This is a genomic window from Azonexus sp. R2A61, from assembly GCF_021401135.1.
Classification (GTDB): domain Bacteria; phylum Pseudomonadota; class Gammaproteobacteria; order Burkholderiales; family Rhodocyclaceae; genus Azonexus.
The window spans coordinates 803998-828113 of the sequence record NZ_JACBFO010000002.1 but is presented as its reverse complement, the minus strand read 5'-3'; the positions used below and the strand labels follow the sequence as shown (position 1 = coordinate 828113).

27 protein-coding genes are annotated in these 24116 nt (G+C 62.1%); 13 read left to right on the top strand and 14 right to left on the bottom strand.

The features are described from left to right. Window positions 1–12: 12 nt before the first annotated feature. The 6 genes from L0962_RS08980 to L0962_RS08950 are packed head-to-tail and all read right to left on the bottom strand — an operon-like array spanning window position 13 to window position 6135. Window positions 13–411, bottom strand: a complete 399-nt coding sequence (locus L0962_RS08980; RefSeq protein ID WP_301332260.1) for a type IV pilin protein — start codon at window positions 409–411, stop codon at window positions 13–15. Next, window positions 408–3782, bottom strand: a complete 3375-nt coding sequence (locus tag L0962_RS08970) for a pilus assembly protein (RefSeq protein ID WP_234086028.1) — start codon at window positions 3780–3782, stop codon at window positions 408–410. Before L0962_RS08970 ends, L0962_RS08980 begins: the two co-directional genes overlap by 4 nt. Before the next feature lie 26 nt (window positions 3783–3808). Further along, window positions 3809–4420, bottom strand: coding sequence for a PilX N-terminal domain-containing pilus assembly protein (locus L0962_RS08965; protein WP_234086027.1), 612 nt, complete (start codon window positions 4418–4420; stop codon window positions 3809–3811). A 3-nt stretch (window positions 4421–4423) separates the two neighbouring features. Continuing rightward, the gene (locus tag L0962_RS08960; RefSeq protein WP_234086026.1) at window positions 4424–5248 is read right to left on the bottom strand and encodes a PilW family protein; all 825 of its coding nucleotides are present in this window, start codon (window positions 5246–5248) and stop codon (window positions 4424–4426) included. Beyond that, window positions 5245–5676: a type IV pilus modification protein PilV gene (gene pilV / locus L0962_RS08955; RefSeq protein ID WP_255680737.1), complete on the bottom strand. Its 432-nt coding sequence runs from the start codon at window positions 5674–5676 to the stop codon at window positions 5245–5247. Before pilV ends, L0962_RS08960 begins: the two co-directional genes overlap by 4 nt. Window positions 5677–5688: 12 nt before the next feature. Beyond that, on the bottom strand, window positions 5689–6135 hold the full coding sequence (locus L0962_RS08950) for a GspH/FimT family pseudopilin (RefSeq protein WP_255680771.1): 447 nt from the start codon (window positions 6133–6135) through the stop codon (window positions 5689–5691). 179 nt (window positions 6136–6314) lie between these two features. On the opposite strand from L0962_RS08950, the gene rpsT reads away from it, so the two are divergent. Continuing rightward, complete coding sequence (rpsT, locus tag L0962_RS08945) at window positions 6315–6587, top strand: 30S ribosomal protein S20 (RefSeq protein ID WP_234086023.1); 273 nt, start codon at window positions 6315–6317, stop codon at window positions 6585–6587. A gap of 95 nt (window positions 6588–6682) precedes the next feature. On the opposite strand, the gene L0962_RS08940 is transcribed toward rpsT, so the two are convergent. Both L0962_RS08940 and L0962_RS08935 read right to left on the bottom strand, forming a co-directional pair. After that, entirely contained in the window at window positions 6683–6982 is a 300-nt protein-coding gene (locus tag L0962_RS08940) for a DUF3579 domain-containing protein (RefSeq protein WP_234086022.1), read from the bottom strand. 75 nt (window positions 6983–7057) lie between these two features. Beyond that, entirely contained in the window at window positions 7058–7840 is a 783-nt protein-coding gene (locus L0962_RS08935) for a ParA family protein (protein WP_234086021.1), read from the bottom strand. Between the two features lie 138 nt (window positions 7841–7978). Between L0962_RS08935 and L0962_RS08930 the strand changes: the two genes are divergently transcribed. The 6 genes from L0962_RS08930 to L0962_RS08905 all read left to right on the top strand — a co-directional run bounded on the left by L0962_RS08930 (window position 7979) and on the right by L0962_RS08905 (window position 12613). Further along, on the top strand, window positions 7979–9151 hold the full coding sequence (locus tag L0962_RS08930) for an aspartate aminotransferase family protein (protein WP_234086020.1): 1173 nt from the start codon (window positions 7979–7981) through the stop codon (window positions 9149–9151). A 2-nt stretch (window positions 9152–9153) separates the two neighbouring features. After that, entirely contained in the window at window positions 9154–10074 is a 921-nt protein-coding gene (gene argF / locus L0962_RS08925) for an ornithine carbamoyltransferase (protein ID WP_234086019.1), read from the top strand. Window positions 10075–10280: 206 nt separating this feature from the next. After that, a complete protein-coding gene (locus tag L0962_RS08920; RefSeq protein WP_234086018.1) occupies window positions 10281–11513 on the top strand; it encodes an argininosuccinate synthase in 1233 nt (410 codons plus the stop codon). 3 nt (window positions 11514–11516) lie between these two features. Next, entirely contained in the window at window positions 11517–11738 is a 222-nt protein-coding gene (locus L0962_RS08915) for a DUF2788 domain-containing protein (RefSeq protein ID WP_234086017.1), read from the top strand. Then, window positions 11738–12049 carry a pyrimidine/purine nucleoside phosphorylase gene (locus L0962_RS08910; protein ID WP_234086016.1) on the top strand — a complete coding sequence of 104 codons (312 nt, stop codon included), beginning with the start codon at window positions 11738–11740 and terminating at the stop codon, window positions 12047–12049. The genes L0962_RS08915 and L0962_RS08910 overlap by 1 nt, the downstream gene beginning before the upstream one ends. A 69-nt stretch (window positions 12050–12118) precedes the next feature. After that, on the top strand, window positions 12119–12613 hold the full coding sequence (locus tag L0962_RS08905; protein ID WP_234086015.1) for a YajQ family cyclic di-GMP-binding protein: 495 nt from the start codon (window positions 12119–12121) through the stop codon (window positions 12611–12613). A 67-nt stretch (window positions 12614–12680) separates the two neighbouring features. On the opposite strand, the gene L0962_RS08900 is transcribed toward L0962_RS08905, so the two are convergent. After that, a complete protein-coding gene (locus tag L0962_RS08900) occupies window positions 12681–13394 on the bottom strand; it encodes a type 1 glutamine amidotransferase (RefSeq protein ID WP_234086014.1) in 714 nt (237 codons plus the stop codon). Here L0962_RS08900 and L0962_RS08895 point away from each other — a divergent pair. Genes L0962_RS08895 through L0962_RS08875 form a run of 5 tightly spaced genes read left to right on the top strand, consistent with a single transcriptional unit; the run spans window position 13393 to window position 17079 of the window. Continuing rightward, window positions 13393–14052 (top strand): TIGR02281 family clan AA aspartic protease, encoded by a 660-nt coding sequence (locus L0962_RS08895; protein ID WP_234086013.1) that lies wholly within the window; start codon window positions 13393–13395, stop codon window positions 14050–14052. The two genes, L0962_RS08900 and L0962_RS08895, sit on opposite strands and share 2 nt — an antisense overlap. Before the next feature lie 9 nt (window positions 14053–14061). Next, window positions 14062–14313 carry a hypothetical protein gene (locus L0962_RS08890; RefSeq protein ID WP_234086012.1) on the top strand — a complete coding sequence of 84 codons (252 nt, stop codon included), beginning with the start codon at window positions 14062–14064 and terminating at the stop codon, window positions 14311–14313. Next, a complete protein-coding gene (locus L0962_RS08885) occupies window positions 14310–14900 on the top strand; it encodes a CoA pyrophosphatase (RefSeq protein WP_234086011.1) in 591 nt (196 codons plus the stop codon). The genes L0962_RS08890 and L0962_RS08885 overlap by 4 nt, the downstream gene beginning before the upstream one ends. Window positions 14901–14948: 48 nt before the next feature. After that, window positions 14949–15872 carry a CobD/CbiB family protein gene (locus L0962_RS08880; protein ID WP_234086010.1) on the top strand — a complete coding sequence of 308 codons (924 nt, stop codon included), beginning with the start codon at window positions 14949–14951 and terminating at the stop codon, window positions 15870–15872. A 25-nt stretch (window positions 15873–15897) separates the two neighbouring features. Continuing rightward, the gene (locus L0962_RS08875) at window positions 15898–17079 is read left to right on the top strand and encodes an acetyl-CoA C-acyltransferase family protein (protein ID WP_234086009.1); all 1182 of its coding nucleotides are present in this window, start codon (window positions 15898–15900) and stop codon (window positions 17077–17079) included. 104 nt (window positions 17080–17183) lie between these two features. Here the strand turns inward: L0962_RS08875 and glyA are convergent, their stop codons facing one another. Genes glyA through L0962_RS08850 form a run of 5 tightly spaced genes read right to left on the bottom strand, consistent with a single transcriptional unit; the run spans window position 17184 to window position 22392 of the window. After that, a complete protein-coding gene (gene glyA / locus L0962_RS08870) occupies window positions 17184–18455 on the bottom strand; it encodes a serine hydroxymethyltransferase (RefSeq protein WP_234086008.1) in 1272 nt (423 codons plus the stop codon). Then, the gene (locus L0962_RS08865; protein WP_234086007.1) at window positions 18452–19648 is read right to left on the bottom strand and encodes an aspartate aminotransferase family protein; all 1197 of its coding nucleotides are present in this window, start codon (window positions 19646–19648) and stop codon (window positions 18452–18454) included. Before L0962_RS08865 ends, glyA begins: the two co-directional genes overlap by 4 nt. After that, entirely contained in the window at window positions 19645–20382 is a 738-nt protein-coding gene (locus L0962_RS08860) for a GNAT family N-acetyltransferase (RefSeq protein WP_234086006.1), read from the bottom strand. The genes L0962_RS08865 and L0962_RS08860 overlap by 4 nt, the downstream gene beginning before the upstream one ends. Then, a complete protein-coding gene (locus L0962_RS08855) occupies window positions 20372–21163 on the bottom strand; it encodes a YggS family pyridoxal phosphate-dependent enzyme (protein WP_234086005.1) in 792 nt (263 codons plus the stop codon). Before L0962_RS08855 ends, L0962_RS08860 begins: the two co-directional genes overlap by 11 nt. Further along, window positions 21163–22392 (bottom strand): benzoate/H(+) symporter BenE family transporter, encoded by a 1230-nt coding sequence (locus L0962_RS08850; RefSeq protein WP_234086004.1) that lies wholly within the window; start codon window positions 22390–22392, stop codon window positions 21163–21165. The genes L0962_RS08855 and L0962_RS08850 overlap by 1 nt, the downstream gene beginning before the upstream one ends. A gap of 108 nt (window positions 22393–22500) precedes the next feature. Here L0962_RS08850 and L0962_RS08845 point away from each other — a divergent pair, with 108 nt between their 5' ends. After that, window positions 22501–23979: a PLP-dependent aminotransferase family protein gene (locus tag L0962_RS08845; protein ID WP_234086003.1), complete on the top strand. Its 1479-nt coding sequence runs from the start codon at window positions 22501–22503 to the stop codon at window positions 23977–23979. The last annotated feature ends 137 nt before the right edge of the window (window positions 23980–24116 follow it).

The window sequence follows — 24116 nt, the reverse complement described above, 5'->3', positions numbered from 1 at the left end:
TTTTCCTGTCGCTTAACGCCAGCAGGTACCGGTACCTGTCGCTGCACGCGTACCGGCCTGGTTGACGGATAGTGTTCCGCAGCGATCAGAGGCCTGTGCGCCGGTAGGTGCGGCCGAGATCGTGTAGGTTGCCGCGCCAAGATTAGCCGTTGCCACGTTATAGAAATTGGTCACTTCCCCCGGACAGGCCGGCGGAACTGCGCCGACATAGGTCATGTTGCCTGAATAGAAACGCTCCATGAAATGCGTCTGCTCCATCACGCAGCCCATCGCAGCCGTACGTCGGGATGTGCGGATGTATTCCTGGTACGAGGGATAGGCGATCGACGCCAGGATGCCGATGATGGTGACGACGATCAGGAGTTCGACCAGCGTGAATCCGGTTTGTGAACGGTGTTGCTTGAGCATCATTGTGTCCTCACGATTTCGCGCCAGTATATCCTGCCACCCCGGTCGGATGGATTGAAGGCCTTGCTGATCGGCTTGCCACCCTGAGTCCCCGAACTGTCGCCGGTACCACTGACGATCAGCTGGCCGGTCCCCGAATCACCCACAAACAGTGCTGGCTGGCTGGGCATGCCGATGCCGAGATCAATCGACCCGACGATGCCGCCGCTGGGTAGCGAAGTCAATACGAAAATCGATTCCTTGAGACTGGCACCGGTAAAAGCATTGATTGCGTTGATGTAGCCGGTTCCACCTGGCTGGCATGGGTCGTCTGCTTCCGGAATAACCGAACTGCCGAGAAGCGTCGGCTCGGTCAGGCGATAAAGCGTTGAGGGAGTGACGATCCGCTCGCCGACCTTGGTGCCGTCCGCATTGATCCAGTCAATGTACCAACCCCGTTTACCGGCCATGTCGTTGGTGTCGGTCTGCTCACTGAATGCCCGGGCGGCCTTGCCGTCGGCGGTAAAGGATGTTTTGAGGGATCTTGCTGTCAGTTGTCCCCGCCCGCTGATGGCCGAATCCCCGTCGATCAGCCCGTACCAGGTTTGCACCGATTTGTCGTCCGGATCAGCGTTGCGGAAGTAAGCTCCCGTACCGAAGAAAATGAATCGCTTGCCGACGTTCGCATCGCTGGCCAGATAGTTGATGCCAAAGCTGATCTGCGAGGTAATCGGTTGTGCATTGTTGTTCGCGTCTTTGGCCGCAAAGAATATCGACTGGGTCCACACGGAGGAAGTGCTGGATCTGACGTCATATTTCCAGAGGTTACCCTTGAGGTCCCCGGCAAAGATGTAATCGATATCGCCATCACCGTCTTCGTCGACCACGCCCGGTGTAGCCATGCCGTTGTCTCCGGCGATGCCGGTGTCGAATTTCCTTACCAAAGCCCCGGTGGCCAGATTGATGATGTACAACGCGGCCTTGCCACTGGCGCTGTTGTAGCCGTTACCGACGATCACGACATTCTGTCCATCGTTCATTTTGGCGTAGACCGGGCGCCCGATCATGTAGCCCAAGTCGTTGTCCGAGGCAGTGACGTATTCCCAGGCAATGCTGGATGCTGTGAAATTCGCCGGAGTCGTGACATCAAGCGCAAACAGTCCTTTGGCGCCCGCCCCCAGGGTGCCAACCAGATAAGAATTGGTTAATCCACTTTCCGAACGGTCGACGACAGTGAGTTCGCCGTCGACAAAATATTTGTGGGCATAAGTTGTCTGACTCAACAGGCTGAGTTTCGAATACATCGGGCTTGGTACGTAAGCGAAGCGTTCTACGCCGGTCGTTGCATCAAAAGCATGCAGCATGCCGTCGTTGGCACCGACGTAAACCGTTTGAGTTTCGTTATGCAGAACTGGCGATGAGTGGATGATGTCGCCAAGCAGCGAGGTGCGCTTTCTCAATGTGCCGCCGTTTGTGGTTTCCTGGCTTCGGTCGCCACGCAGGTAGTTCAGGATTGTCTGGCTACCAATGCTCGTCTGATCAGCGCTGCTCAGATTGGTCCAGAGGAATTCCCGCTTGTTGCCACCGGTGGTCGTGTAAATCTTTCGGCTGCCATATGCCGGAATCAGGCCGGAAGCCTTCCAGTCCGGTGTGCTGGCAACGCCGCTGGCGCTGATGCTGTAAGCTTCCAGCTCTCCGCCCCAGCCCGTGGTGTTGAAACTTGCACTGAAGACTTTCGAAGAGGTGGTGAGGCGGGTGCTATTGGCACTGACCGAGCCTGAACTGCTCTTGCGGTCCACGATGTCGTTGAGCATTGCGGTCAAAGCATCCGCGAATTCCTTGGGGTCCTTGGCGCTGAAGAAACCGCCGCGGCTGTTGACGGCGGCATGCAGCAGGTCATCCAGTTTGCCGGTATTGCTGCCCACAGGATCGGGCCAGGTGATCGTGGTTGAAGTGTTGCCGATAGCAGCAAAAGCGTCATCAGGGTTTACCGAGCCGGTAACACCAAGTCCGACCCCGAAAGTCACCATGTGTTGCCAGAACGCGGGGTCCTTTTCACTGGTTGGAACGGCATTTGGCAATGAACTCAGGTCGCGCTTCCAGTAGTACATTGCGACATCGGCAAGCGTATTTGATCGACTATCCCTGAAAGGGGAGCTCGCGTTGAAGGTATAGCTCTGGTTGTTCGAACCCGTAATGGTTACTCCGTTTGAGCTGTCGTTGTCGCTCCGGGCACCGCTGGTGCTGGCTTGGTATGAGGTACCTTCGGTCCAGTAGCCGTCTGTCATCAGAATGCTATAGGACTGTCGACAGGCGTAATTGTCGCCACCTGTGCTTCCTGGCGTAGTGCTCCAGGGGCCTCGGTCATCACTTCGGCTGTAATATTGGCCGACATCATCCAAGGCCGCGCGCAGCGGGGTGCCGGCATTGGGGATCACGTGGTTGTACAGGTCGGAGAAAAATGTGCTCCGGTTCGTGCCGCTGAACTGACGTACACCACGTACGACGGTTGAGGTGGAAACGCCGTCGATGCTTGTGCTGTCTTTGTTGATGGCCGCAAAGCCGACACGCAGCCCTGTTCCCTGGGCGGCGAAGGCGCGGCCGATGCCGGCGCGAGCTGTCAATACGCGGGAACGGTAGTAGGTGTACCAGTTGGCGAAGTTCTGGATTTCCTGCGCGTAAGTACAGACGCCGGCCGTGCAATCGGTGCGGGCACTGCGCCCATGCCCCGAGTATGAAGGGGTTGTTGAACGGATTTCCTGACGGGTGTAATTACCCCATGTCCAGATGCTGCCGCCGTTATGCCAGAAATAGGTGGCCGGCCAGAAAGTCTTGTTGGAGGTATCGGAAGAGCAGGAACTGGAAGAGTTACAGGAGCGCCAAGTGTTGCTGTTGTAGCGCGAGTTGTTGCTTGTCAAATCGCGGCAATAGGCAGAGCCAGTTCCCGAGCGCATCGGATTATGCAATGCGCAGGTGATTGATGCTGGCGGAAAGAGCGAGCCGTCCTGGTTGGCCCAGGGGGTATAGGTAATGGATGGGTTGTAATAGATCGTGTTGACCTGGGGCGAACGAGTCAGGGCGTTGAACGCATTGTTGCTGTCGACAGTCGAGACATAGTTGTTGTAGTCGCCACCGCCATAAATACCATCAGCTCGTGGGAAGACATAGTAGGTGCTGCCTGGGGTGTAATCATCCGGCATGATCTCGAACTGCATGGAACCCGAATCGTCAAGAATCATCATGATGTTCGGATCGGTCGTAACGTTCGCTTGCAGGGGAGTGTCCGGAATGGTGAGTGCATAGCCCGGAGAGATACCCATCAAACCGACGGTGACGGCGAGCGTCCGCGCCGTCAGGCGCTGGAATGAACGAGTGCGATTCGGGAAATAAGTCATATTGATGCTCCTGGCGACTCGAGTGCTCAGTAAGTGGTGAATAGTGTTTGCAGCATGACGTCCGCGCGACCGTTGGCCGGGTTTGCCCTGGCAGTGATCCGGAAGAGATAGCAACTGCAGGAGGGGTCGGGGTTTTTACTGAGGCAAGCGCCCTTGTCGGCAATTTCACCGCTTTTGGGCTTGCAAATCTGGGTGCCGCGGTATTCGATCAGGTAGCGGGTATTGTTGCCTGCCAGAGCCCCCAGGTTGGCGCCGCTATTGCTGTTGGCAAGCAAGCGGGAGTTGGCGCTCCACCAAGTGTTGTCCTTGCCAGCCATCCAGTTGTCAGCACAGCGATAAATGGTCGAAACATAGCCGTTGCTGGGTGCTACGGCGTTGCCTCCCGGGCAGTCCGTCGCTGAGGCGCCGGGGTCCGGGGTGATTCCACCGGTACGGTTACGCGCGTCCTGCTGCCCGGCAATCAAGGCTGCTTCAGCCGCCTGTAAGGCAATGTTGTAGTCCAGCGCGGCAGCACTCATCTTTTCTTCCAGAGCAACGGTGCGGACACTGGAAATGCCAAGAATGCTCATGATCACAAGCATGATCATGGCAACGATCAGGACGATGCCCTGCTGTTGATGGTATGGAGTGGTTTTCATGGTCTAGCTGGCTCGACGTTGAACCACGTTGATGACGCTTCTTTCTATGTGTCTGGCCGGGCATAGAGAGACGACGGTGTCGATGCCTTGAGGTTCCGGATTCCGGCTGCACAGAATGAGGGTGAGCTTGATCGCCGTCCCCTGTTGCTGAACGGTCAGGCCTGCAACACGATCAACCATTTCCACCCCATTGCGGAACAGCGATGGGGTGTTCCGTCCAGCGTTGCCCACGTTCCAGACTCGGGTTGTCAGATTGGTGACCAGAACCGCTCTGTCCAGATTTGCAATACTCGGTACGCCGACCGTGGTTGTGAAGGATGCGGCGCTGGCCGATGCAACCTTGAGTACGTAACCAGCCTGATTCGTGCAAAGCACGACCAGATCACCTGCCTTGAGTTGGTTTGTAATGTTGAATGTTGTCTGTCCGGCGGTGAGGGAGATCGTCTGGGCATCGGCAACAACGGCGTTGATGACGCCTGTTCCGGCAACATTCTCGTTTTCCAGGGTGTAGCCTTTGGACAGGTTGGTTTTGAGCGTCTGAACCTCGTTGGTCACGGTTAGTCCGAGATTGGCAGCCGTGCGATCAAAAAAGTCGGTTGCCGTGCAGGGATTGCTGCCGGCGGCGCGGAGGTCTCGGGCAATCATTTCAGTGGCAATCCGCGCATTTTCCTGGATGTCGGACAGACTTCCCGAGGTGCGGAAGGCGTTCTGGTTTGTTACCAGTACGCCGGTTGCGCCTAGCATCAGGATCATGCCAATGGCCATGGCAACCATCAGTTCAACGATGGTCAGGCCGTGCTGCAGCTTGGTCGGAGCAAGGGTTTTCATAACAGGGTGCTCAAGGAAAGCTGTTCAGAGGCACTGCCTCCGCTTCGAGAGTTATTCCACTGCACGGTTACGGTACAGTTGGTTCCCAGGGTTACGGCCTGACATGCGATCATGCCTTGGCTACCTGGGCCGACCGTTCTTGAGAGTTCGCTCAGCCAGGTGCCGATGGTTCCCGAGCCACTGCTTGCCATGCTGGTGGTTACCCTGAGTGCAGCGTCAGCACGAATCGAGTCAAGCATGTAGCTTGCCGCAATCAGCGCCTGGCTGCGTTGCAGACTGCCTTCGTTTCCCTTTAGTGCACGGGCTTGCAGGCCTGCGATGCCAAGGGCGCCGAGTGCGAGTATGACGATCGCGATAAGGACTTCGATCATGCTCATGCCGGATTCCCTGCTTTTTCGCGACGCAATGTTCTGGGATGGGGGGTGCATGGTGTGTTCGTGTCAGTTTGAGATGAGGGTTTTGCCACTACCGAGAATCTGCAGGGTTTTGCTACTGCCATAACTGGATGTCAGGGTGATTACGCCGGTGTCTCCCGTTGTGCCGTCCGCGTTGAAGGTAATGGCGGTGTCGTCGCTGACGATAGAGATTCCGGAGGATGGGTTGTCTCTTGACACGAGAGTGTTGCCACCCGTGGTCGTGGTCCATCCCTTGGACCAGTCGGCATCCTTGGCCGTCACCGTGACTTGGGCGTTCCGTCGAATCGCTTCGCTGCGTGCGTGGATCAGCGTGGCGAGTAATTCGTTGGTGACGGATGTTGCACGACTGGATGCAATGTATCCCTGCATTCCTGGGACGGCGATCGCCGAGAGGATGGCCAGAATGGCGATGGCGACCATCAGTTCGATCAAGGAAAAGCCGCGCGCCTTGCGAGAAGGTATTGTGGGCATGTATGTCGAGTCACAATTTTCCATGTCCCCAGTGTACTTTCCTAATCATCTCCTTGTTGTTGTTGATGGCTGAGCGGTCGTTGCTGCCGGATGAGCGGGATTGGTGTGGATGGGCTTGTTGCCGCTGCGTAGTCGTGTTAGAATCGCCGGCTTAATTTATCTCTAACGGATTCATTGCCATGGCCAACAGCGCACAAGCCCGCAAGCGCGCCCGTCAAGCTGACAAGCAGCGCGCCCACAACGCAAGCCTGCGTTCGACCCTGCGTACCGCGATCAAGAGCGTGCGCAAGGCGATCGTCGCCGGCGACAAAGCCGCCGCACAAGGCGTTTTCCAGCAAGCCGTTTCGGTTATCGACCGGATCGCTGACAAGAAGATCGTTCACAAGAACGCGGTGTCCCGCACCAAGAGCCGTCTGTCTGCTCAGATCAAGGCACTGGGCGCTGCGGCCTGAGCGTTTTTCGCTCAATGAGAAATGGCGCCTCTGGCGCCATTTTTATTTGTGCTGCTGCGTGAGTCTTTGTCGGCACGGTCGACTGCCGCACCAGCTTATTTTTTGTCTTCCAGCGAACAGACGCCGTCAATGATCTGCAGGTCGTTGTCCTGGGCGAAATTGAGCATGAAGCGGTAAGCCATCGGCTCGACCTCGGCCAGGCGGCCGTCAACGAATACGGCCTTGTCGCCGTTGTAGTCGCCAGGGCCGACGTAAGGCGAGTACTTCATCTTGCGTTCGGCACCAAAGGCTGACATTACGCCGCACAGGCGCTCGGCCCAGTCACTGGGGCGGAATTTTCGCCCTTCCTTTGTGACGCCGATGATGATGAATGTCGTCAGTTCTTGTGTTGTCATTGTTCTGCCTTGCGCTGTGCGGATGGGCGGCGGTGCGATCTCGCTTTTTGGGCATTTTAGCAGAACCAAGTGGTCTTACCGCAATCTGTCGGTGACGCTCAAATCCTTGCGGTCAACCAGTTCTTCGAGCATTTTTCGATAATCGTGGGCCCCCGGGCTGTGGGCGTTGTGACGGAAGACATCCCGATTCAGCGACGGACTTTCGGCGACCGCGACATTCTCCGAGATGACGGTTTCCATGACGTCTTCACCGTAGCGCTCGCGCAGCTTTTGCCGGATATCGTCGCTCATCCTTCGGCGGCGGTCGAAGCGGGTCAGCAGATAGCGGCGTTCGACCCGGCGTTTGAGGACGGGTTCGAGGACCTGCAGCGTGCGGGTGATCTGTTCGGCCGCCTGCAGTGAGAGGTAGTCGGTGGAGACCGGAATGATCAGCCGGTCGCAGGCAAAGATCGCGTTGAGGGCGAGTACGCCGATGTAGGGGCAGCAGTCGATGACGATATGGCGGCCGCCGTTTTCCTGCTCCAGGGTGTCGAGGCCGACGCGCAGCTTGTTGAGGACGGAGGGGCCTTTGCCGAAGATCGAATCGACCTTGATCAGTTGCTGGTGGGCCGGGATCAGTCTGCCGATTTCGTGCCAGTCGACTTCCAGTTCGGCCAGTCCGCTCTGCTCCTGAAAGAAGGCGAAGAGGCTGCGTCCGGATTCCAGCGGGACCTGGCCGTGAATGCTGGAAAGGTGCCCTTGCGGGTCGAGGTCGATCAGCAGCGGTTGGTCTCCGGCGCGATGCAGGGCGGCACCGAGATTGAGTGCGGTCGTGGTTTTTCCGACGCCGCCTTTCTGGTTGAATATGGCGATTCGCATGGCTTGGCCGTTCTATACAAGGCGCTATTTTTCACTTAACATTCAGCTTTCTGCAACTGTTTCCGGGGCTTTTTCCGGCTTCGGGTTGCGGTCGTTTCGGCGGCGTTGGCCGCCGTTTTTGTTTTCAGAGGTCGTCTGATGTCGCATGTCATGAACACCTACGCCCGTTTGCCGGTGACGTTCAGTCACGGCAAGGGGAGCCGGATCACCGATACCGAAGGCCGGGAATACCTGGATGCGCTTTCCGGGATCGCCGTCAATACCCTCGGGCATGCCCATCCCCGCCTGGTTGCCGCACTGGCCGAGCAGGCCGGTCGTCTGTTGCACACTTCCAATCTCTACGGCGTGGCCGGCCAGGAGACACTGGCCGACAAGCTGTGCGCACTGTCCGGGATGCAGGAAGTTTTCTTTGCCAATTCCGGTTGTGAGGCGAACGAAGCGGCAATCAAGCTGGCGCGCTATTTCGGTCACAAGAAGGGCGTTGAGCTGCCGACCGTGGTGGTCATGGAAAAGGCCTTCCACGGCCGCACGATGGCGACGCTTTCCGCCACCGGCAACCGCAAGGTTCAGGCTGGTTTCGAACCGCTGGTGGCAGGTTTTGTCCGGGTGCCCTATGGCGACCTCGAGGCGATTCGCGCGATCGCCGAACACAACAAGAACATCGTCGCCGTGATGTTCGAGATCATCCAGGGCGAAGGCGGCATTCACCTGTGCGATGCTGCGTATTACCGCGGTGTCCGGGAACTGTGCGATGCCCGCGACTGGCTGATGATTTGCGACGAAGTGCAGTGCGGCATGGGCCGTACCGGCCAGTGGTTCGGCTACCAGTTGGCCGGCGTCCAGCCGGATGTTGCGACGCTGGCCAAGGGCCTGGGCTCCGGCGTGCCGATCGGTGCCTGCATGACCGGTGGCAAGGCGGCCGGGCTGTTCGGGCCGGGCAATCATGGCTCCACCTTCGGTGGCAATCCGCTGGCCTGTACGGCCGGCCTGACGACCCTGGCCTGTATCGAGGACGAGGGTCTGCTGGCCAATGCCGATCGTGTCGGCAAGCTGATCCGCCAGGGCTTTGCCGACGGGCTGGCCGGGGTCGAGGGATTGGTCGATATCCGGGGGCACGGTCTGATGATCGGTGTCGAACTCGATCGCCCGTGCGCTGCGCTGGTCGGTCAGGCGTTGGCGGCCGGTCTGCTGATCAACGTCACCGGCGATACTGTGATCCGCCTGCTGCCGCCGCTCAATTTCAGTGAAAGTGAGGCGCGGGAACTGGTCGACCGCATGATTCCGCTGATCAAGACCTTTCTGGCGGGGTGAGCATGGCGATCAAGCACTTCCTGCAGTTCAAGGATTTTTCGCGTGAGGAACATCAGTACGTTTTCGAACGTGCCACCTGGATCAAGCAGCAGTTCAAGTCCTACCAGCAATACTGGCCGTTGACCGACCGCACGCTGGTGATGATCTTCGAGAAGGCCAGCACGCGTACCCGTCTGTCGTTCGAGGCTGGTGTCCAGCAACTTGGCGGTTCGGCGATCTACCTGAATACTCGCGATTCGCAACTGGGGCGTGGCGAGCCGGTCGAGGATGCGGCGCAGGTGATCTCGCGGATGAGCGACATCGTGATGATCCGCACCTTCGAGCAGGACATCATCGAGCGTTTCGCCGCCAATTCGCGCGTGCCGGTGATCAACGGCCTGACCAACGAATACCATCCCTGCCAGATACTTGCCGACATCTTCACCTACATCGAGCATCGCGGTTCGATTCAGGGCAAGACGGTGGCCTGGGTCGGCGACGCCAACAACATGTGCAATACCTGGCTGCAGGCGGCCGAAGTGCTCGATTTCAAGGTGCACGTGTCGACCCCGCCGGGCTACGAACTGAATCCGCAACTGATTGCCGGGGTCGACGCCTCGCGCTACGCCATTTTTGCCGATCCGATGGACGCCTGCCGCGGCGCCGATCTGGTGACCACCGACGTATGGACCTCGATGGGCTACGAGGCTGAAAACGAAGCGCGCATGAAAGCTTTTGCTGATTGGTGCGTCGATGCCGAGATGATGGGCGTTGCGCACGAACAGGCGCTGTTCATGCACTGTCTGCCGGCCCATCGCGGCGAGGAAGTGACTGCCGAGGTCATTGACGGCCCGCAGTCGGTTGTCTGGGACGAAGCCGAAAACCGCTTGCACGTGCAGAAGGCGCTGATGGAGTACTTGCTCCTCGGCCGTTTGCAGGGGTAATGGCGGTGATCGTGCAAGCGGTTTCGGTGCAGGCTAACTTGCGCAAGCAAGTTAAGCCGCGTAGCGGCGGCCGTAGCCAAAACCTCCTCCGCGTGCAGAAGGCGCTGATGGAGTACTTGCTCCTCGGCCGTTTGCAGGGGTAGAAGCCAGGAATATCAACCGCCGGGTTTGCCCGGCGGCATTGTCAAAACGTAACAGGAAAGCAAATGAGCGACGTCAAGAAAGTGGTTCTCGCCTATTCGGGCGGTCTGGATACCTCGGTCATCCTCAAGTGGCTGCAGGATACCTATCAATGCGAGGTGGTGACCTTCACCGCCGACCTCGGCCAGGGCGAGGAACTCGAACCGGCGCGCGCCAAGGCGCTGAAGTTCGGGATCAAGCCGGAAAACATCTTCATCGACGACGTGCGCGAGGAGTTCGTGCGCGATTTCGTCTTCCCGATGTTCCGTGCCAATACCGTCTATGAAGGCGAATACCTGCTCGGTACCTCGATCGCCCGGCCGCTGATCGCCAAGCGCCTGATCGAGATCGCCAATGCCACCGGCGCCGACGCGATCTCGCACGGTGCGACCGGCAAGGGCAACGACCAGGTCCGCTTCGAGCTTGGCGCCTATGCGCTCAAGCCGGGCGTCAAGGTGATCGCGCCGTGGCGCGAGTGGGATCTGCTGTCGCGCGAGAAGCTGCTCGCCTACGCCGAAACCAACGGCATTCCGATCGAGATGAAGCACCGCAACGGCGGTTCGCCCTATTCGATGGACGCCAACCTGCTGCACATCTCCTTCGAAGGCCGTCACCTCGAAGACCCGGCGGCCGAAGCCGAGGAAAGCATGTGGCGCTGGACGGTGTCGCCGGAAGCCGCGCCGGATGCCGCGCAGTACCTCGATCTCGAGTTCGAGAAGGGCGACCTGGTCGCCATCGACGGCGTGCGCATGAAGGCGCACGAACTGCTGGCCAAGCTCAACGAACTCGGCGGCAAGCACGGCATCGGCCGTCTCGATCTGGTCGAGAACCGCTACGTCGGCATGAAGTCCCGCGGCTGCTACGAAACCCCGGGCGGGACGATCCTGCTGCGTGCCCACCGTGCCATCGAGTCGATCACCCTCGACCGCGAAGTCGCCCACCTCAAGGACGACCTGATGCCGCGCTACGCCAGCCTGATCTACAACGGCTACTGGTGGAGCCCGGAGCGGCGTGCGCTGCAGGCCCTGATCGACCACACCCAGTCCACGGTCAACGGTTCGGTGCGCCTGAAACTGTACAAGGGCAATGTGATCGTCGTCGGTCGCGACTCGAAGAGCGATTCGCTGTTCGACCCGACCATCGCCACCTTCGAGGACGATGCCGGCGCCTACGACCAGAAGGACGCGGGCGGCTTCATCAAGCTCAACGCCCTGCGCATGCGCATCGCCGCCAACCTGCAGGCGAAGAAGGGCAAGTAAGCGATGGAAGGCACCGTATTCGGCCTGAACGAGGAACAGATCGCCGATTTCTTCTCGACCTGGGGCGTCGGTGCCTTCATCCTGTTCATGCTGTTTATCATCGGCGAGATCGCCTGGAAGTCGAAAGCCGGCAAGACGGGCACCTTCGTGCTGTTCTTCGTGCTCGCTTTCGGCATGGTCGGTTTCATCGCCAAGTCCGTCATTCAAAAAATCTGGGGTATCTGATGTCTCAATTCGACAATGTTTCCGTGGTCAAGGCCGCCAATGTCTACTTCGACGGCAAGTGCGTCAGCCACACCGTGGTGTTCGCCGACGGGACCAGGAAGACGATCGGCGTGATCCTGCCGTCGTCGCTGACCTTCAATACCGGGGCGCCGGAAATCATGGAAGGCGTCGGCGGTGCCTGTCGCGTCAAGCTGAAGGGCGAGTCGGCGTGGAAGGCCTACGGTGCCGGCCAGTCGTTCAACGTGCCGGGCAATTCGAGTTTCGAGATCGCCTGCGACGAGCCGTATCACTACGTCTGCCATTTCGGCTGATTTTCATCGGTCGACCGCAATACTGGCCCGGCGTCTGCCGGGCTTCGCATTTCAGCAAAGGAGAAGGTCATGCCCAGTTTCGATTTCACCTCTGAAGCCGACATGGTGGCGCTGAAGAATGCCGTCGACGTGGCGGCGCGCCAGATCGACAACCGTTACGACTTCAAGGGCACCTCGGCCAAGGTCGAGCTGAACGAGAAGGACAAGCTGATCACGCTGTGGGGCGATTCCGAATTCCAGCTCGACCAGATCAAGGACCTGCTGTTCCCAGCCCTCGAAAAGAAGGAAAAGGACAGCGTCAAGCGCCTTGACGTGCAGAAGATCCAGAGCGTTTCCGGCAACAAGGCCAAGCAGGAAATGAAGATCAAGGACGGCATCGACAGCGAGCTGGCCAAGAAGATCGTCAAGTTGATCAAGGATGCCAAGCTGAAGGCGCAGGCGTCGATTCAGGGCGATGCGGTGCGTGTTTCCGGCAAGAAGATCGACGAGTTGCGCGAGGCGATCGCGCTGGTCCGTTCGAAGATTACCGACTTCCCGATCAAGGACGGCAATTATCGCGATTGATTGCGGTCGACCGCAGGATTCGGCAAAAAAGGGTGGCCATGGCCACCCTTTTCATTTTTGGGCGTGTTCAGCGGGCCAGGCCGCGAATCCATACCGAATACAGTTGGTCGGACAAGGCGCGCATCGCCGGCAGACGTTCGCCGACCTGGCCGTTCATCTCGTCCGGCGTCTGCACGCTCGGCTGGTCGGCGACGGCGGCGGCTTCCTCGGCCCATTGATCGCACCAGGTGGCGATCATTTCCGGCGTCATCTCGACATGACACTGCATGCCGAGATGCGGGCCGAGCGCATACATCTGGTTGGCGCAATAGGCGTTCGAAAACAGGCGGGTGGCACCGGGCGGGATGCTGAAGGTTTCGCCGTGCCACTGGAAGACCGTGCCCCGGTGTCCGGCGAAATCGCCCAGCCAGTGCCGTGCGACATCGTGATCCTCGGCCAGCGCCTCGCCCCAGCCGATTTCCTTGGCCGCGTTGCCGGTCACCTGGCCGCCCAGTGCCTTGCTGATCAACTGCCCGCCCAGGCAGTGGCCGATCACCGGCACGCCACGGTCGACAGCCTGGCGGATCAATGCGCAAACACCGTCGATCCACGGCAGTGGGTCGTTGACGCTCATCGGGCCGCCCATGAAGCACAGGCCGGCGAAATCGTCGGTTGTCGCAGGAACCGGTTCACCGGCATCGAGGGCGATCAATTTCCATGGAATCCCGTGCTGCTCAAGGAATATGGCAAAATAGCCCGGACCTTCGGTAGGGGAGTGACGAAAGATGGCGACTGGTTTCATGGCTCGGTTGGGCAATCGATGGAAGGCCGTCCATTTTACGTCGGCCTTGCTGGGCTGTCTGGTCGCGTTGCCCGTTGCGGCGCAAGAGGTCGGACTGGCCGGCGTCATCGGCAACAAGGCCCTGCTGATGATCAACGGTGCGCCGCCGCGTTCCGTGCCGTTGGGAACGACCATCGACGGTATCAAGGTCGTGGCCGTTCAGGGCGATCAGGTGATCGTCGAGATCGGCGGCAAGAAACGGCCGTTGCGGGTCGGTCAGCATGCGGTCGGCAATGCGGCCGACAGTGGCGCCGAACTGGTTACGCTAAACGCCGACAGCCAGGGACATTTCGTGACCAATGGCACGGTCAACGGCGGTTCTGTCCGCTTTGTCGTCGATACCGGTGCCAGCCTGGTTTCGCTCGGCGCCAGCGATGCCCGTCGCTTGGGCATCGATCCGGCCAAGGGCGAGCGGGGCGTTTCCCAGACCGCCAATGGCCAGACGCAGATCAGCATCGTCAAGCTGAACAGTGTGCGCATCGGCGGTATCACGCTGCATCAGGTCGATGCGGCGATTCATCAGAACGACCTGCCGGTCGCGCTGCTCGGCATGAGTTTCCTGAACCGCATGGAAATGAAGCGGGACGGCGACACCATGACCTTAAAAAAACGATTCTAGGAGAGAGAGATGCCTCATCAGGAAATCGCCTTGTTGCGCGGCGAACTGGAAATGCTCATGGGAGAGCGTCAGGCCTTGTTGCGTGTGGTCGGTGCCGCTGCCGCGCTGATTGCGTCGCTCGACAGCAAACGCTTGCCGGTCGGCGCGGTCGAATCGGCCGATCTGGTCGCGACGGCGATCAACGCGCTGCCCGAGGAAACACTGCACGATGCGCTGGCCGCGGTCCACGTCGAAATCGAGGAGGATTCGGCGGTACGATGAGTCGCATTGACCTCTCCGGACTGCGCGCCTGTCTGCTGCCGGAGCCTGCGAACGGGCAGTTCGTCGCCGAGGATGGTGCGGCGGCCGGGCAATTGACGCCGGCCGCGGTACTGTTTCCCATTGTCCGGCACGAAAATGATCTGACCGTATTGCTCACCCGGCGCACCGCACATCTGCGTGATCACGCCGGGCAGGTCAGCTTTCCCGGCGGGCGGGTCGAGGCGGAAGATGTTTCGCCGCTGGCTACCGCGTTGCGCGAGACGGAAGAGGAGATCGGCCTTGATCGCCGGCACGTCGAACCGTTGGGATATCTGCCGGAATACCGGACCGGAACGGGGTTCCAGGTCGTTCCTGTGGTCGCGCTGGTGACACCGCCGTTCGAACTGAAACTGGATGCCTTCGAGGTTGCGGAAGTCTTCGAGGTTCCGCTCGACTTTCTGCTCGACGTGCGCAACCACCAGCGCCACAGTGCGAACATCCGCGGCGCGCTGCGCCATTACTACGCCATGCCTTACGGCGAGCATTTCATCTGGGGGGCGACCGCCGGCATGATCCGTTCGTTGACCGACAGGCTTGTGGTATCTTGACGTTTCAATAATCGAGAATAGCCGCTGCAAGCGGTAATTAGAGTCCCCATGAGCCTCCTGTCGCTGATCGCCGTTTTCCTGATCGAACAGCTGAAGCCGCTGGATTACCGTCGCATCGTCGAGGGACCGGCCAATGCGTGGGCGGATCTCGTGGAGTCCGGTTTCAACGCCGGCAACCGTTGGCATGGCGTTGCCGCTTGGTGCGTTGCCGTGTTGGTGCCGGTGATTGTCCTGGCCCTGATCTATGCCGCGCTCCATGCAGTTTCTCCCGTGCTTGGCTGGCTGCTGAACGTGATCGTGCTATACCTGACGATGGGATTCCGCCAATTCAGTCATTACTACACGGATATTCAGGTCGCCCTGCGTCTGGGAGAGCTGGATCGTGCCCGTGCGTTGCTGGCCGAGTGGCAGCAGATTCCGACCCAGCGGATGGGCAGCGAGGAGATTGCCCGAGTATCCATCGAACGGGCACTCGTCGCATCGCATCGTCACGTCTTCGGCGTTCTGCTCTGTTTCGTGCTGTTGCCTGGACCGTGCGGTGCGTTGCTTTATCGTCTCGGCCTGATTGTGCGCGACCGCTGGCAGCTTTCTGATATTGCCCAGCACAACGATTTTTCGCAATTTGCCCGCCAGGTTTTCGGTATGATCGATTGGCTGCCCTTGCGGGCAACGGCTTCGGCCTTCGCCATCGTCGGTGATTTCGAAGATGCTGTTCACTGCTGGCGGACTCAGGCAGCCTTGTGGCCGGACAAGGATATGGGAATTGTCCTTGCTGGCGGCGCGGGGGCGCTGGGGGTGCGCCTGGGGGGATCCGTGATCGAGGAAGGTGATGCTGCCGACCGGGCCGAATTGGGTCTTGGCGAGCCGGCTGACGTCGATTTCATGCAAAGTGCCGTCGGTCTGGTCTGGCGTGCCACGGTGCTGTGGATGTTGTTGCTCTTTTTGCTGGGGCTCGCCAGTCTGGTGGGCTGAAAATAATTTCTACAGGAGGTAGTACATGAGCAGAGATGTTGTCGTACTGAGCGCAGTTCGTTCGCCGATCGGTTCCTTTGGCGGCTCCCTGGCTGATTTCGAAACCAGCGAACTGGCTGGCCTGGTGATGAAGGAGGCGGTTGCCCGCTCCGGCGTCGATCCGCAGCAGATCAACTATGTCACGGTCGGGACCACGATGCCGACCGATTCCCGTTACGCCTACGCATCCCGTGTTGCTTCCATCCAGGCTGGCCTGCCGATGGAATCGGTGGCCATGCAGGTTTCCCGGCTGTGTGCCTCCGGCCTGCAAGGCATCGTGACCACGGCCCAGAACATCATGCTGAACGATGCCGACTACGGTATTGGCGGCGGTGTCGAAGTCATGTCCAAGGCCGCCTACCTGATGCCGGCGCTGCGTTCCGGCGCCCGTATGGGCGACACTAAGGCTGTCGACTCGATGGTCGCCGTGCTGACTGACCCGTTCGGCGTTGGTCACATGGGCATTACCGCCGAAAACCTGGCGGCAAAGCACGGCATCACCCGTGAAGCGCAGGATGAATTCGCCGTCGAATCGCAGCGCCGCGCCGCTGCCGCCATCGATGCCGGCTACTTCAAGTCGCAGATCGTGCCGATCGTCAAGCAGACCCGCAAGGGCGAAGTCGTTTTCGATACCGACGAGTACGTCAAGCGTGGTACCACGGTCGAAGCTCTGGCCAAGATGAAACCGGCGTTCAAGAAGGATGGTACCGTCACCGCCGGTAACGCTTCCGGCATCAACGACGGCGCCGCCTTCTTCGTGCTTGCTGCGGCCGATGTCGCTGCCAAGGCCGGCTACAAGGCGCGTGCCCGCATCGCCGGTTACGCCGTTGCCGGTGTGCCGAACGATGTCATGGGCGAAGGCCCGATCCCGGCCACCAAGCTGGCGCTGAAGAAGGCCGGCCTGACGCTGGATCAGATGGACGTCATCGAATCCAACGAAGCCTTCGCCGCGCAGGCCCTGTCGGTGTCCAAGGTGCTCGGCCTCGACCCGGCCAAGACCAATCCGAACGGCGGCGCCATCGCCCTCGGTCACCCGGTCGGCTGCTCCGGCGCCTTCATCGCCACCAAGGCGCTGTACGAACTGGAACGCATCGGCGGCAAGTACGCGCTGGTCACCATGTGCATCGGTGGTGGTCAGGGTATCGCGGTCATCCTAGAACGCGCCTGATCTTCGGGCCGAAGATGAAAACCCGCCGGGATTTCCGGCGGGTTTTTGTTTTTTGAGGATTCCACATATCTCGGAACAAAGTATTGTCGCGCGATTCTGCTTAGTTAGAGAGGGGCACGATACACAGGGTGAAGTCGGCACAAGTCCCTGACGTTTTCCCTGACCCGAGCCGTCACGGCGGACTGATCGCCGCTTTCCAGCGCATCGAGGACATCGCACAGCCAGCCGGCCAGGGTGGTGCAAGCCTGGGGGTCGAAGCCCCGTGTCGTCACCGCCGGGGTACCGATGCGCAGCCCTGAGGTAACGAAGGGCGAACGCGGATCGTTGGGCACGGAATTCTTGTTGGCGGTGATCCAGGCCGCGCTCAGGGCCGCGTCAGCGTCCTTGCCGGTGTAGGGGCGGTTCGACAGGTCGATCAGCATCAGGTGGTTGTTGGTGCCGCCCGAGACGATCCGGTAGCCGCGCTGCTGGATCACTGCGGCCATCGCCCGGGCATTGGCCAGCACCTGTTGCTGGTAGACCTTGAATTCGGGTTGCAGCGCTTCCTTGAAGGCCACCGCCTTGGCGGCGATGACGTGCATCAGCGGCCCGCCCTGGGTGCCGGGGAAGACGGCGGCGTCGAGCTTGCGCTTGAAGGCGTCGTCCTGGCCCCGGGAGAGGATCAGGCCGCCGCGCGGACCGCGCAGGGTCTTGTGGGTGGTGCTGGTGACCACGTGGGCATGGGGCAGCGGGTCGGGATATTCGCCGGCCGCCACCAGTCCGGCTACGTGGGCCATGTCCACCCAGAAAATGGCGCCCACCTTGTCGGCAATGGCGCGCATGCGGGCCCAATCCTTGTGCCGCGAGTAGGCGGAAAAGCCGCCGATGAGCAGGCGCGGGCGATGTTCCAGCGCGATCCGCTCCATCTCGTCGTAGTCGATCAGGCCGCTTGCCGGGTCGAGGCCGTAGGGCACGATGCGATAGTGCCGGCCGGAGAAGTTGGCCGGGTTGCCATGGGTCAGGTGGCCGCCCTGGGCCAGGTTCATGCCCATCACCGTGTCGCCCGGCGTCGCCAGGGCGAGGAAGACTGCCGCGTTGGCCTGGGCGCCGGCATGGGGCTGGACGTTGGCGTAGTCGCAGTCGAACAGGGCCTGGGCACGCTCGATGGCCAGGCGCTCGGCAACGTCCACATGCGCGCAGCCGCTGTAGTAACGGCGGCCGGGATAGCCTTCGGCGTACTTGTTGGTGAATACCGAATTCTGGACGGCCATGACTTGCCGGCTGACGTAGTTCTCGGAGGCGATCAGCTCGGCGTGATCCTCCTGGCGCCGGGCTTCGGCGGCGATGGCGGCGGCCAGCTCGGGATCGAAGGCGTTCAGGTCTTGATGGGCGTTCATGCGGAAATCTCCTTGGCGATGGGGGCAAGCAGGCGGACGAGCCGGGCGACGATGGCGTCGATCTGGGCTTCGTCGCAGATCAGGGGCGGCAGCAGGCGGATGACGCGGTCGCGGGTGACGGTGATGAGCAGGCGCTGTTCGGCCAGGGCGCGTCCGACCAGCTCGGTGCACTTGTGTCGCAGTTCGATGCCGACCATCAGCCCCTGGCCGCGAATCGCCAATACCTCGGGGTGGCCGGCCAGACCCTGGCGCAGCCCATTCAGCAGGCGTTGGCCGAGGGCGGCAGCGCGGGCCGGAATCCCCTCGCGGGCCATGATGTCGATGACGGTGCAGGCGACCCGGCAAGCGAGCGGGTTGCCGCCGAAGGTCGAGCCGTGCTGGCCCGGCGCGATCAGCTCGGCGGCGCCGCCCCGGGCCAGGCAGGCGCCGATGGGAAAGCCGTTGCCCAGGGCCTTGGCCAGGATCAGGACATCGGGCGTAATTCCGCCATGCTCGGCGGCGAACCAGGCGCCGGTGCGGCCCAGGCCGGTCTGCACCTCGTCGAGCATCAGCAGCCAGCCACGGGCATCGCACAGCTCGCGTAGTTGCTGCAGGTAGGCGGCATCGGCGACCCGGATGCCGCCCTCGCCCTGGACCGGTTCGAGCAGCACGGCGACGATTTCTGGGTGCTGCCTGGCGGCTGTGCGGACGGCGTCGGTGTCGTTATAGGGCAGACGCAGGAAACCCGGCAGCAGTGGGGCGAAACCCTGCTGCTTGGCGGGGTTGCCGGAGGCGGACAAGGTCGCCAGGCTGCGGCCATGGAAGGCGTTTTCCATGACCAGGATCAGCGGATTTGCCACCTGCCGGCGATACCCGTGCAGACGCGCAAGCTTGAGCGCTGCTTCGTTGGCTTCGGCCCCGGAGTTGCAGAAGAAGGCCTTGTCCATGCCGGCCAGCCCGCACAGGCACTGGCCGAGCCGTTCCTGCCAGTCGATGCGGAAGACGTTGGAAGTGTGCAGCAGGGTGTTCGCCTGCTCGGCAATGACCGCGGCGATCTCGGGCTGGGCGTGGCCGAGGCTGGTGACGGCGACGCCGGCGATGGCATCCAGGTATTCCCGGCCCTCGGCGTCCCACAGGCGGGCGCCGCGACCGCGGACGAAGGAAACGGGTTGGCGGGCGTAGGCTGCCATCAGGTGGGTGGTGTTGTCGTTCATGGTGAATCCTCTTGGGCAAGTTGCGTGCGCAGGGTTTCCAGCCGCTGCCGTTGCTGGCCCCGGGCGTCGAAATTGCCGTCGTCGAGCCAGGCCAGGAAGGCGGCGCGCAGGGCCGGCCACTCCCGGTCGATGATCGAGAACCAGGCGGTGTCCCGGTTGCGGCCCTTGTAGACCATGGCCTGGCGGAAGCAGCCTTCGTCGGTGAAGCCCAGGCGCAACGCCGCCTGCCGCGAGCGGGCGTTGAGGCTGTCGCACTTCCACTCGTAGCGGCGGTAGCCGAGGGTCTCGAAGACGTGGGCCATCAGCAGGAAGTGGGCTTCGGTACCGAGCCGCGAGCGCTGCAGGGCCGGAGCAAAGGCGATGTAGCCCACTTCGAGCACGCCATGGGCGGGCTGCTGGCGCATCAGGGCGAAAGTCCCCAAGGCCCGCCCGCTGACCCGGTCGCGCACCAGGAAATGCAGGGGGTCGGTAGTGGCCGTGGTGGCGAGCAGATAAGTGCGATAGGCGGCCAGACTGGCGAAGGGGCCGACCGGCAGATAGGTCCAGTCGCTGCCATCGACGTCCTCGGCGTAGGCGGCAAACAGGGCCTCGGCATGTTCGACGGCGGAAAGGGGTTCGAGCCGGCAGTAGCGGCCCGCCAGGGTGACCGGTGTGGGAGCCGGGCAGCCTTGCCAGTCGGGGACGGGATAGCCGAGGGGCGCTTGGGCGGTGGTGGATGGGGTTTCAGGCTTCATGTTCGCTCCGGGTCGATGCGCTGCTCTCGGCCGGCCAGTAATGACCGTCGGGTAGCTTGCGGGCGCCGAAGATGGCCTGGCCGACACGGACGACGGTAGCGCCTTCTTCGACGGCGATCTCGAAGTCGCCGGACATGCCCATCGACAGCTCGCTCAGGTCGATGCCGGCCGGCGCTGCCTGGCGCCATTGTTCGCGTAGCTGGTACAGCTGGCGGAAGCAGCGGCGGACCGGCTCGGGTTCGCTGGAAAACAGCGCCAGGGTCATCAGCCCACGCACGCGCAGCGTCGAAAAGGCCGGCAGGACGCGCAGGAAGGCCGGCACTTCGGCGGGCGTCAGGCCGTACTTGCTGGCTTCGCCGGAGGTGTTCACCTGGACGAACACGTCGAGGCCGCGCCCCTCTGCCTGCAGCCGCCGCTCCAGGGTTTCGGCCAGGCGCAGGCTGTCGAGGGCCTGGAATTCGCTGGCAAAGCGCGCCACCAGCCCGGCCTTGTTGCCTTGCAGGTGGCCGACGATGACCCAGCGCAGGTCGTCCAGGTCGGCCAGGGCCTGGGCTTTGCCCCAGGCTTCCTGGACCTTGTTTTCGCCCAGCTCCCGGCAGCCCGCCTCGTGGGCGAGGCGCAGGCGTGCCGCGTCCACAGTCTTGCTCACCGGCAGCAGGCGGACGCCGGCCGGATCCCGTCCGGCCCGGTGGCAGGCCTCGGCGATCCGCGTGTCGACGGCGGCCAGGTTGCGGCGCAGGTCGGCGAGCGTCAGCGCCGCCGGGTAGCGCACGTCGGGCATCACCGGGCGGCCTCGCTGGCCGCTACCGCCGGCGCCTGGCGCGACAGTCGGGGCAAGTGGCCGTTCAACACGGCGTGGGCGAGCAGGCCGATGACCAGTCCCCAGAAGGCGCCGCCGATGCCGAGCAGGGTGATGTTGGCGGCGGCGGCGACGAAGGTGATCAGCGCCGCTTCGCGGGTTCTGGCATCGGCCAGGGCGTTGGTCAGGCTGCCGCCGATGGTGCCAAGCAGGGCCAGCCCGGCCAGGGTGGTGATGAAGGTGGCGGGAAAGGCCATGAAGACGGCGGCCAGGGTCAATCCGAACACACCGACCAGGATGTAGAAAACGCCGGCGGCGATACCGGCCAGCCAGCGCTTGGCCGGATCTTCGTGGGCCTCGCGGCCGGTGCAGATGGCCGCCGTGATTGCCGCGATGTTGAAGGCGTGGGAGCCGAAGGGGGCCATCAGCAGCGAACCCAGCCCGGTGATGGTGACGATGGGGTTGGCGCTGGTCCGGAAACCGTCGTTGCGCAGCACCAGCATGCCTGGCATGTACTGACCGGTGAGGGTGATCAGGAACAGCGGCAGGGCGACGCTGAGCAGGGCGTTCAGCGAAAACGCCGGGACGGTGAGCAGCGGCGCCGCCAGCCGCAATTCCAGTCCGGACAGGTCGACACGCGCCTGCAACAGCAGGAAACCCAGCCCCAGCACCAGAATGCCGACCACTGCGTAGCGCGCGGTGAAACGCTTGAGCACCACGTAGGCGACGATCAGCAGCCCGGCCAGCAGCGGATCGACGCTGAGGCCGGCAAAGGCCTTGATGCCGAATTGCAGCAGGATGCCGGCGAGCAGGCCGGCGGCGACGCCCTGGGGAATCAGCCGGATTAGCTTCTCGAAGTAGCCGGACAAGCCGAGGGCGACGAAGGCGGCGGCCGAGATCAGGTAGGCGCCGACCGCTTCGGCGTAGGGCGTGACGGCCAGCGCGGTGACCAGGAAAGCGGCGGCAGGCGTGGACCAGGCGGTGATGATCGGCTCGCGGGCCAGCCAGCTCAGGATGATGCCGGTGACGCCGACACCGATCGAGATCGACCACACCCACGACGCCGTCAGCGCCGGGCTGAGTCCGGCCACCTGGGCGGCCTGGAAAACCAGGATGAAGGTGCCGCCGTAATTGACGATGACCGAGATCAGCGCGGCGACGACGGGATGGGTGAGGTCGTTGAGGCGTAGTGGCGAGGGCGATGGATGCATGGGACGGCTCCGGAAGAAAGGGGATCGACGATCCGCCTGGAAAGTCCCAGTTATAGCGCTAGAATGGCCGGGCTAATCCCGCCAATTAATCACTGGATACCCGGCCAATTGTTCCGCCATGCCCAACTCGAATCGGTCAAAGCCTGGCTCGGTGATCCCGCCCACCAGGCCCAGCCCCGGCATGTCCGCGTCCAGCGGGCGATCCGCCAGTTGATCCTCGACGGCGCCCTCGATGCCGGACGGCCCCTGCCGGCCTCGCGGGCCTTGGCCCGATCGCTCGGGGTTTCGCGCGACACGGTCGAAGCGGCCTACGGCCAGTTGCATGCGGAAGGTTTCATCGAGCGCCGGGTTGGCAGCGGCAGTTTTGTTTCAGCGCAGGCGCTGCGGGTGCCGCGACGGCCGCCGTCATTGCTGCCGGATCAGCCGGCGGCGGCGCTCAGCCGGCGCGGCAGCGCCATGCTGGCCGGCGGCGGCGTGCGCGAATCGCTGACCGCCCGACCCTTCGCCCCGGGCATTCCGGAAACCCGAAATTTCCCGCTGGCGGTCTGGGAACGCCTGCAGCGCCAGGTGCTCAAGGAGCACGGCGCGCGCGCCCTGGCCCATTGTCACCCGCAAGGCATGGAAAGCCTGCGTCAGGCGATTGCCGACTACATCAACCTGGAACGGGGCGCCCGCGCCACGCCCGAGCGCATTCTGGTGCTGACCAGCTCGCAGCAGGCCCTGAGCCTGTGCGCCATGGTCCTGCTCGATGTCGGCGAGCGCATCTGCGTCGAGGACCCGGTCTATCACGGCGCCCGCAAGGCTTTCGATGCAGCCGGTCTGGACTGCGTACCGATTCCGCTGGACGGCGACGGCATGCAGGTCGGCCACCTGGACGCGGTGGCGAACGCCCGGGCGGTGTTCCTGACGCCCTCGCACCAGTTTCCCAGCGGTACGACGCTGAGCCTGGCGCGGCGCCTGAGCGTCATCGACTGGGCGCGCCGGCAGCAGGCCTGGATCATCGAGGACGACTACGACAGCGAATTCCATTACGCCGGCAAGCCGACCGCCTGCGTCCAGGGGCTGGACGACGAGCAGCGCACGATCTACATCGGCACTTTCACCAAATCCCTGTTTCCCGGCCTGCGCATCGCCTACCTGCTGCTGCCGCCGGCGCTGGTGGCACCGATGACGGTGGCGCGCAGCCTGCAGGACGGCCACAACGCGACGATCGCCCAGCTGACCCTGGCGCGTTTCATCGAAGGCGGGCATTTCGGCGCCCACGTGCGCGCCATGCGCAGCGTCTATGCCGCCCGCCGCGATCGGTTGGCGCGCCTGGTCGACGAACATCTGGGTGATTTCGTGACGGCAGAAGTGCCGGCCGGTGGCATGCAGATGCCCTGCTTCCTGCACGCCGGCATCGACGAGGCGCAGGCGCTCGCCGCCGCCCAGCGGGCGGGCGTCGAACTGCTCGGGCTGAGTCCCTTGTCCGGTAGCGGTAGTGGTCGGCCCGGCTTCCTGATGGGCTTTGCCGCCTACACGCCGGAGGAAATGGAAAAGGCGGTCAGGCAACTGGCAACTGCCCTCCGCTCAAAGGCCAAGCCTTAGGCCTCCGTTTGCCGATCCCGGTCGACTTTCCCTTTTCAGTGCACGCTTTGACTTTATTGCACCAGCTTGTCTGTTGCTGCACCAAAAGCGTGCGACGATAGGTGGGGTGCTTTGCCAATGTCCTGATTCGTTTCGGG

Excerpts from the sequence above, each read along its gene's own strand:
- L0962_RS08900 (WP_234086014.1), bottom strand. The coding sequence starts at position 13,394 with ATGAAACCAGTCGCCATCTTTCGTCACTCCCCTACCGAAGGTCCGGGC.
- L0962_RS08960 (WP_234086026.1), bottom strand. The coding sequence starts at position 5,248 with ATGAAAACCCTTGCTCCGACCAAGCTGCAGCACGGCCTGACCATCGTT.
- L0962_RS08850 (WP_234086004.1), bottom strand. The coding sequence starts at position 22,392 with ATGCATCCATCGCCCTCGCCACTACGCCTCAACGACCTCACCCATCCC.
- L0962_RS08920 (WP_234086018.1), top strand. The coding sequence starts at position 10,281 with ATGAGCGACGTCAAGAAAGTGGTTCTCGCCTATTCGGGCGGTCTGGAT.
- L0962_RS08885 (WP_234086011.1), top strand. The coding sequence starts at position 14,310 with ATGAGTCGCATTGACCTCTCCGGACTGCGCGCCTGTCTGCTGCCGGAG.
- L0962_RS08930 (WP_234086020.1), top strand. The coding sequence starts at position 7,979 with ATGTCGCATGTCATGAACACCTACGCCCGTTTGCCGGTGACGTTCAGT.
- L0962_RS08915 (WP_234086017.1), top strand. The coding sequence starts at position 11,517 with ATGGAAGGCACCGTATTCGGCCTGAACGAGGAACAGATCGCCGATTTC.
- L0962_RS08895 (WP_234086013.1), top strand. The coding sequence starts at position 13,393 with ATGGCTCGGTTGGGCAATCGATGGAAGGCCGTCCATTTTACGTCGGCC.
- argF (WP_234086019.1), top strand. The coding sequence starts at position 9,154 with ATGGCGATCAAGCACTTCCTGCAGTTCAAGGATTTTTCGCGTGAGGAA.
- L0962_RS08855 (WP_234086005.1), bottom strand. The coding sequence starts at position 21,163 with ATGCCCGACGTGCGCTACCCGGCGGCGCTGACGCTCGCCGACCTGCGC.
- L0962_RS08935 (WP_234086021.1), bottom strand. The coding sequence starts at position 7,840 with ATGCGAATCGCCATATTCAACCAGAAAGGCGGCGTCGGAAAAACCACG.
- L0962_RS08865 (WP_234086007.1), bottom strand. The coding sequence starts at position 19,648 with ATGAACGACAACACCACCCACCTGATGGCAGCCTACGCCCGCCAACCC.
- L0962_RS08910 (WP_234086016.1), top strand. The coding sequence starts at position 11,738 with ATGTCTCAATTCGACAATGTTTCCGTGGTCAAGGCCGCCAATGTCTAC.
- L0962_RS08880 (WP_234086010.1), top strand. The coding sequence starts at position 14,949 with ATGAGCCTCCTGTCGCTGATCGCCGTTTTCCTGATCGAACAGCTGAAG.
- L0962_RS08970 (WP_234086028.1), bottom strand. The coding sequence starts at position 3,782 with ATGACTTATTTCCCGAATCGCACTCGTTCATTCCAGCGCCTGACGGCG.
- L0962_RS08980 (WP_301332260.1), bottom strand. The coding sequence starts at position 411 with ATGATGCTCAAGCAACACCGTTCACAAACCGGATTCACGCTGGTCGAA.
- L0962_RS08950 (WP_255680771.1), bottom strand. The coding sequence starts at position 6,135 with ATGCCCACAATACCTTCTCGCAAGGCGCGCGGCTTTTCCTTGATCGAA.
- L0962_RS08940 (WP_234086022.1), bottom strand. The coding sequence starts at position 6,982 with ATGACAACACAAGAACTGACGACATTCATCATCATCGGCGTCACAAAG.
- pilV (WP_255680737.1), bottom strand. The coding sequence starts at position 5,676 with ATGCACCCCCCATCCCAGAACATTGCGTCGCGAAAAAGCAGGGAATCC.
- rpsT (WP_234086023.1), top strand. The coding sequence starts at position 6,315 with ATGGCCAACAGCGCACAAGCCCGCAAGCGCGCCCGTCAAGCTGACAAG.
- L0962_RS08965 (WP_234086027.1), bottom strand. The coding sequence starts at position 4,420 with ATGAAAACCACTCCATACCATCAACAGCAGGGCATCGTCCTGATCGTT.
- L0962_RS08875 (WP_234086009.1), top strand. The coding sequence starts at position 15,898 with ATGAGCAGAGATGTTGTCGTACTGAGCGCAGTTCGTTCGCCGATCGGT.
- glyA (WP_234086008.1), bottom strand. The coding sequence starts at position 18,455 with ATGAACGCCCATCAAGACCTGAACGCCTTCGATCCCGAGCTGGCCGCC.
- L0962_RS08860 (WP_234086006.1), bottom strand. The coding sequence starts at position 20,382 with ATGAAGCCTGAAACCCCATCCACCACCGCCCAAGCGCCCCTCGGCTAT.
- L0962_RS08905 (WP_234086015.1), top strand. The coding sequence starts at position 12,119 with ATGCCCAGTTTCGATTTCACCTCTGAAGCCGACATGGTGGCGCTGAAG.
- L0962_RS08890 (WP_234086012.1), top strand. The coding sequence starts at position 14,062 with ATGCCTCATCAGGAAATCGCCTTGTTGCGCGGCGAACTGGAAATGCTC.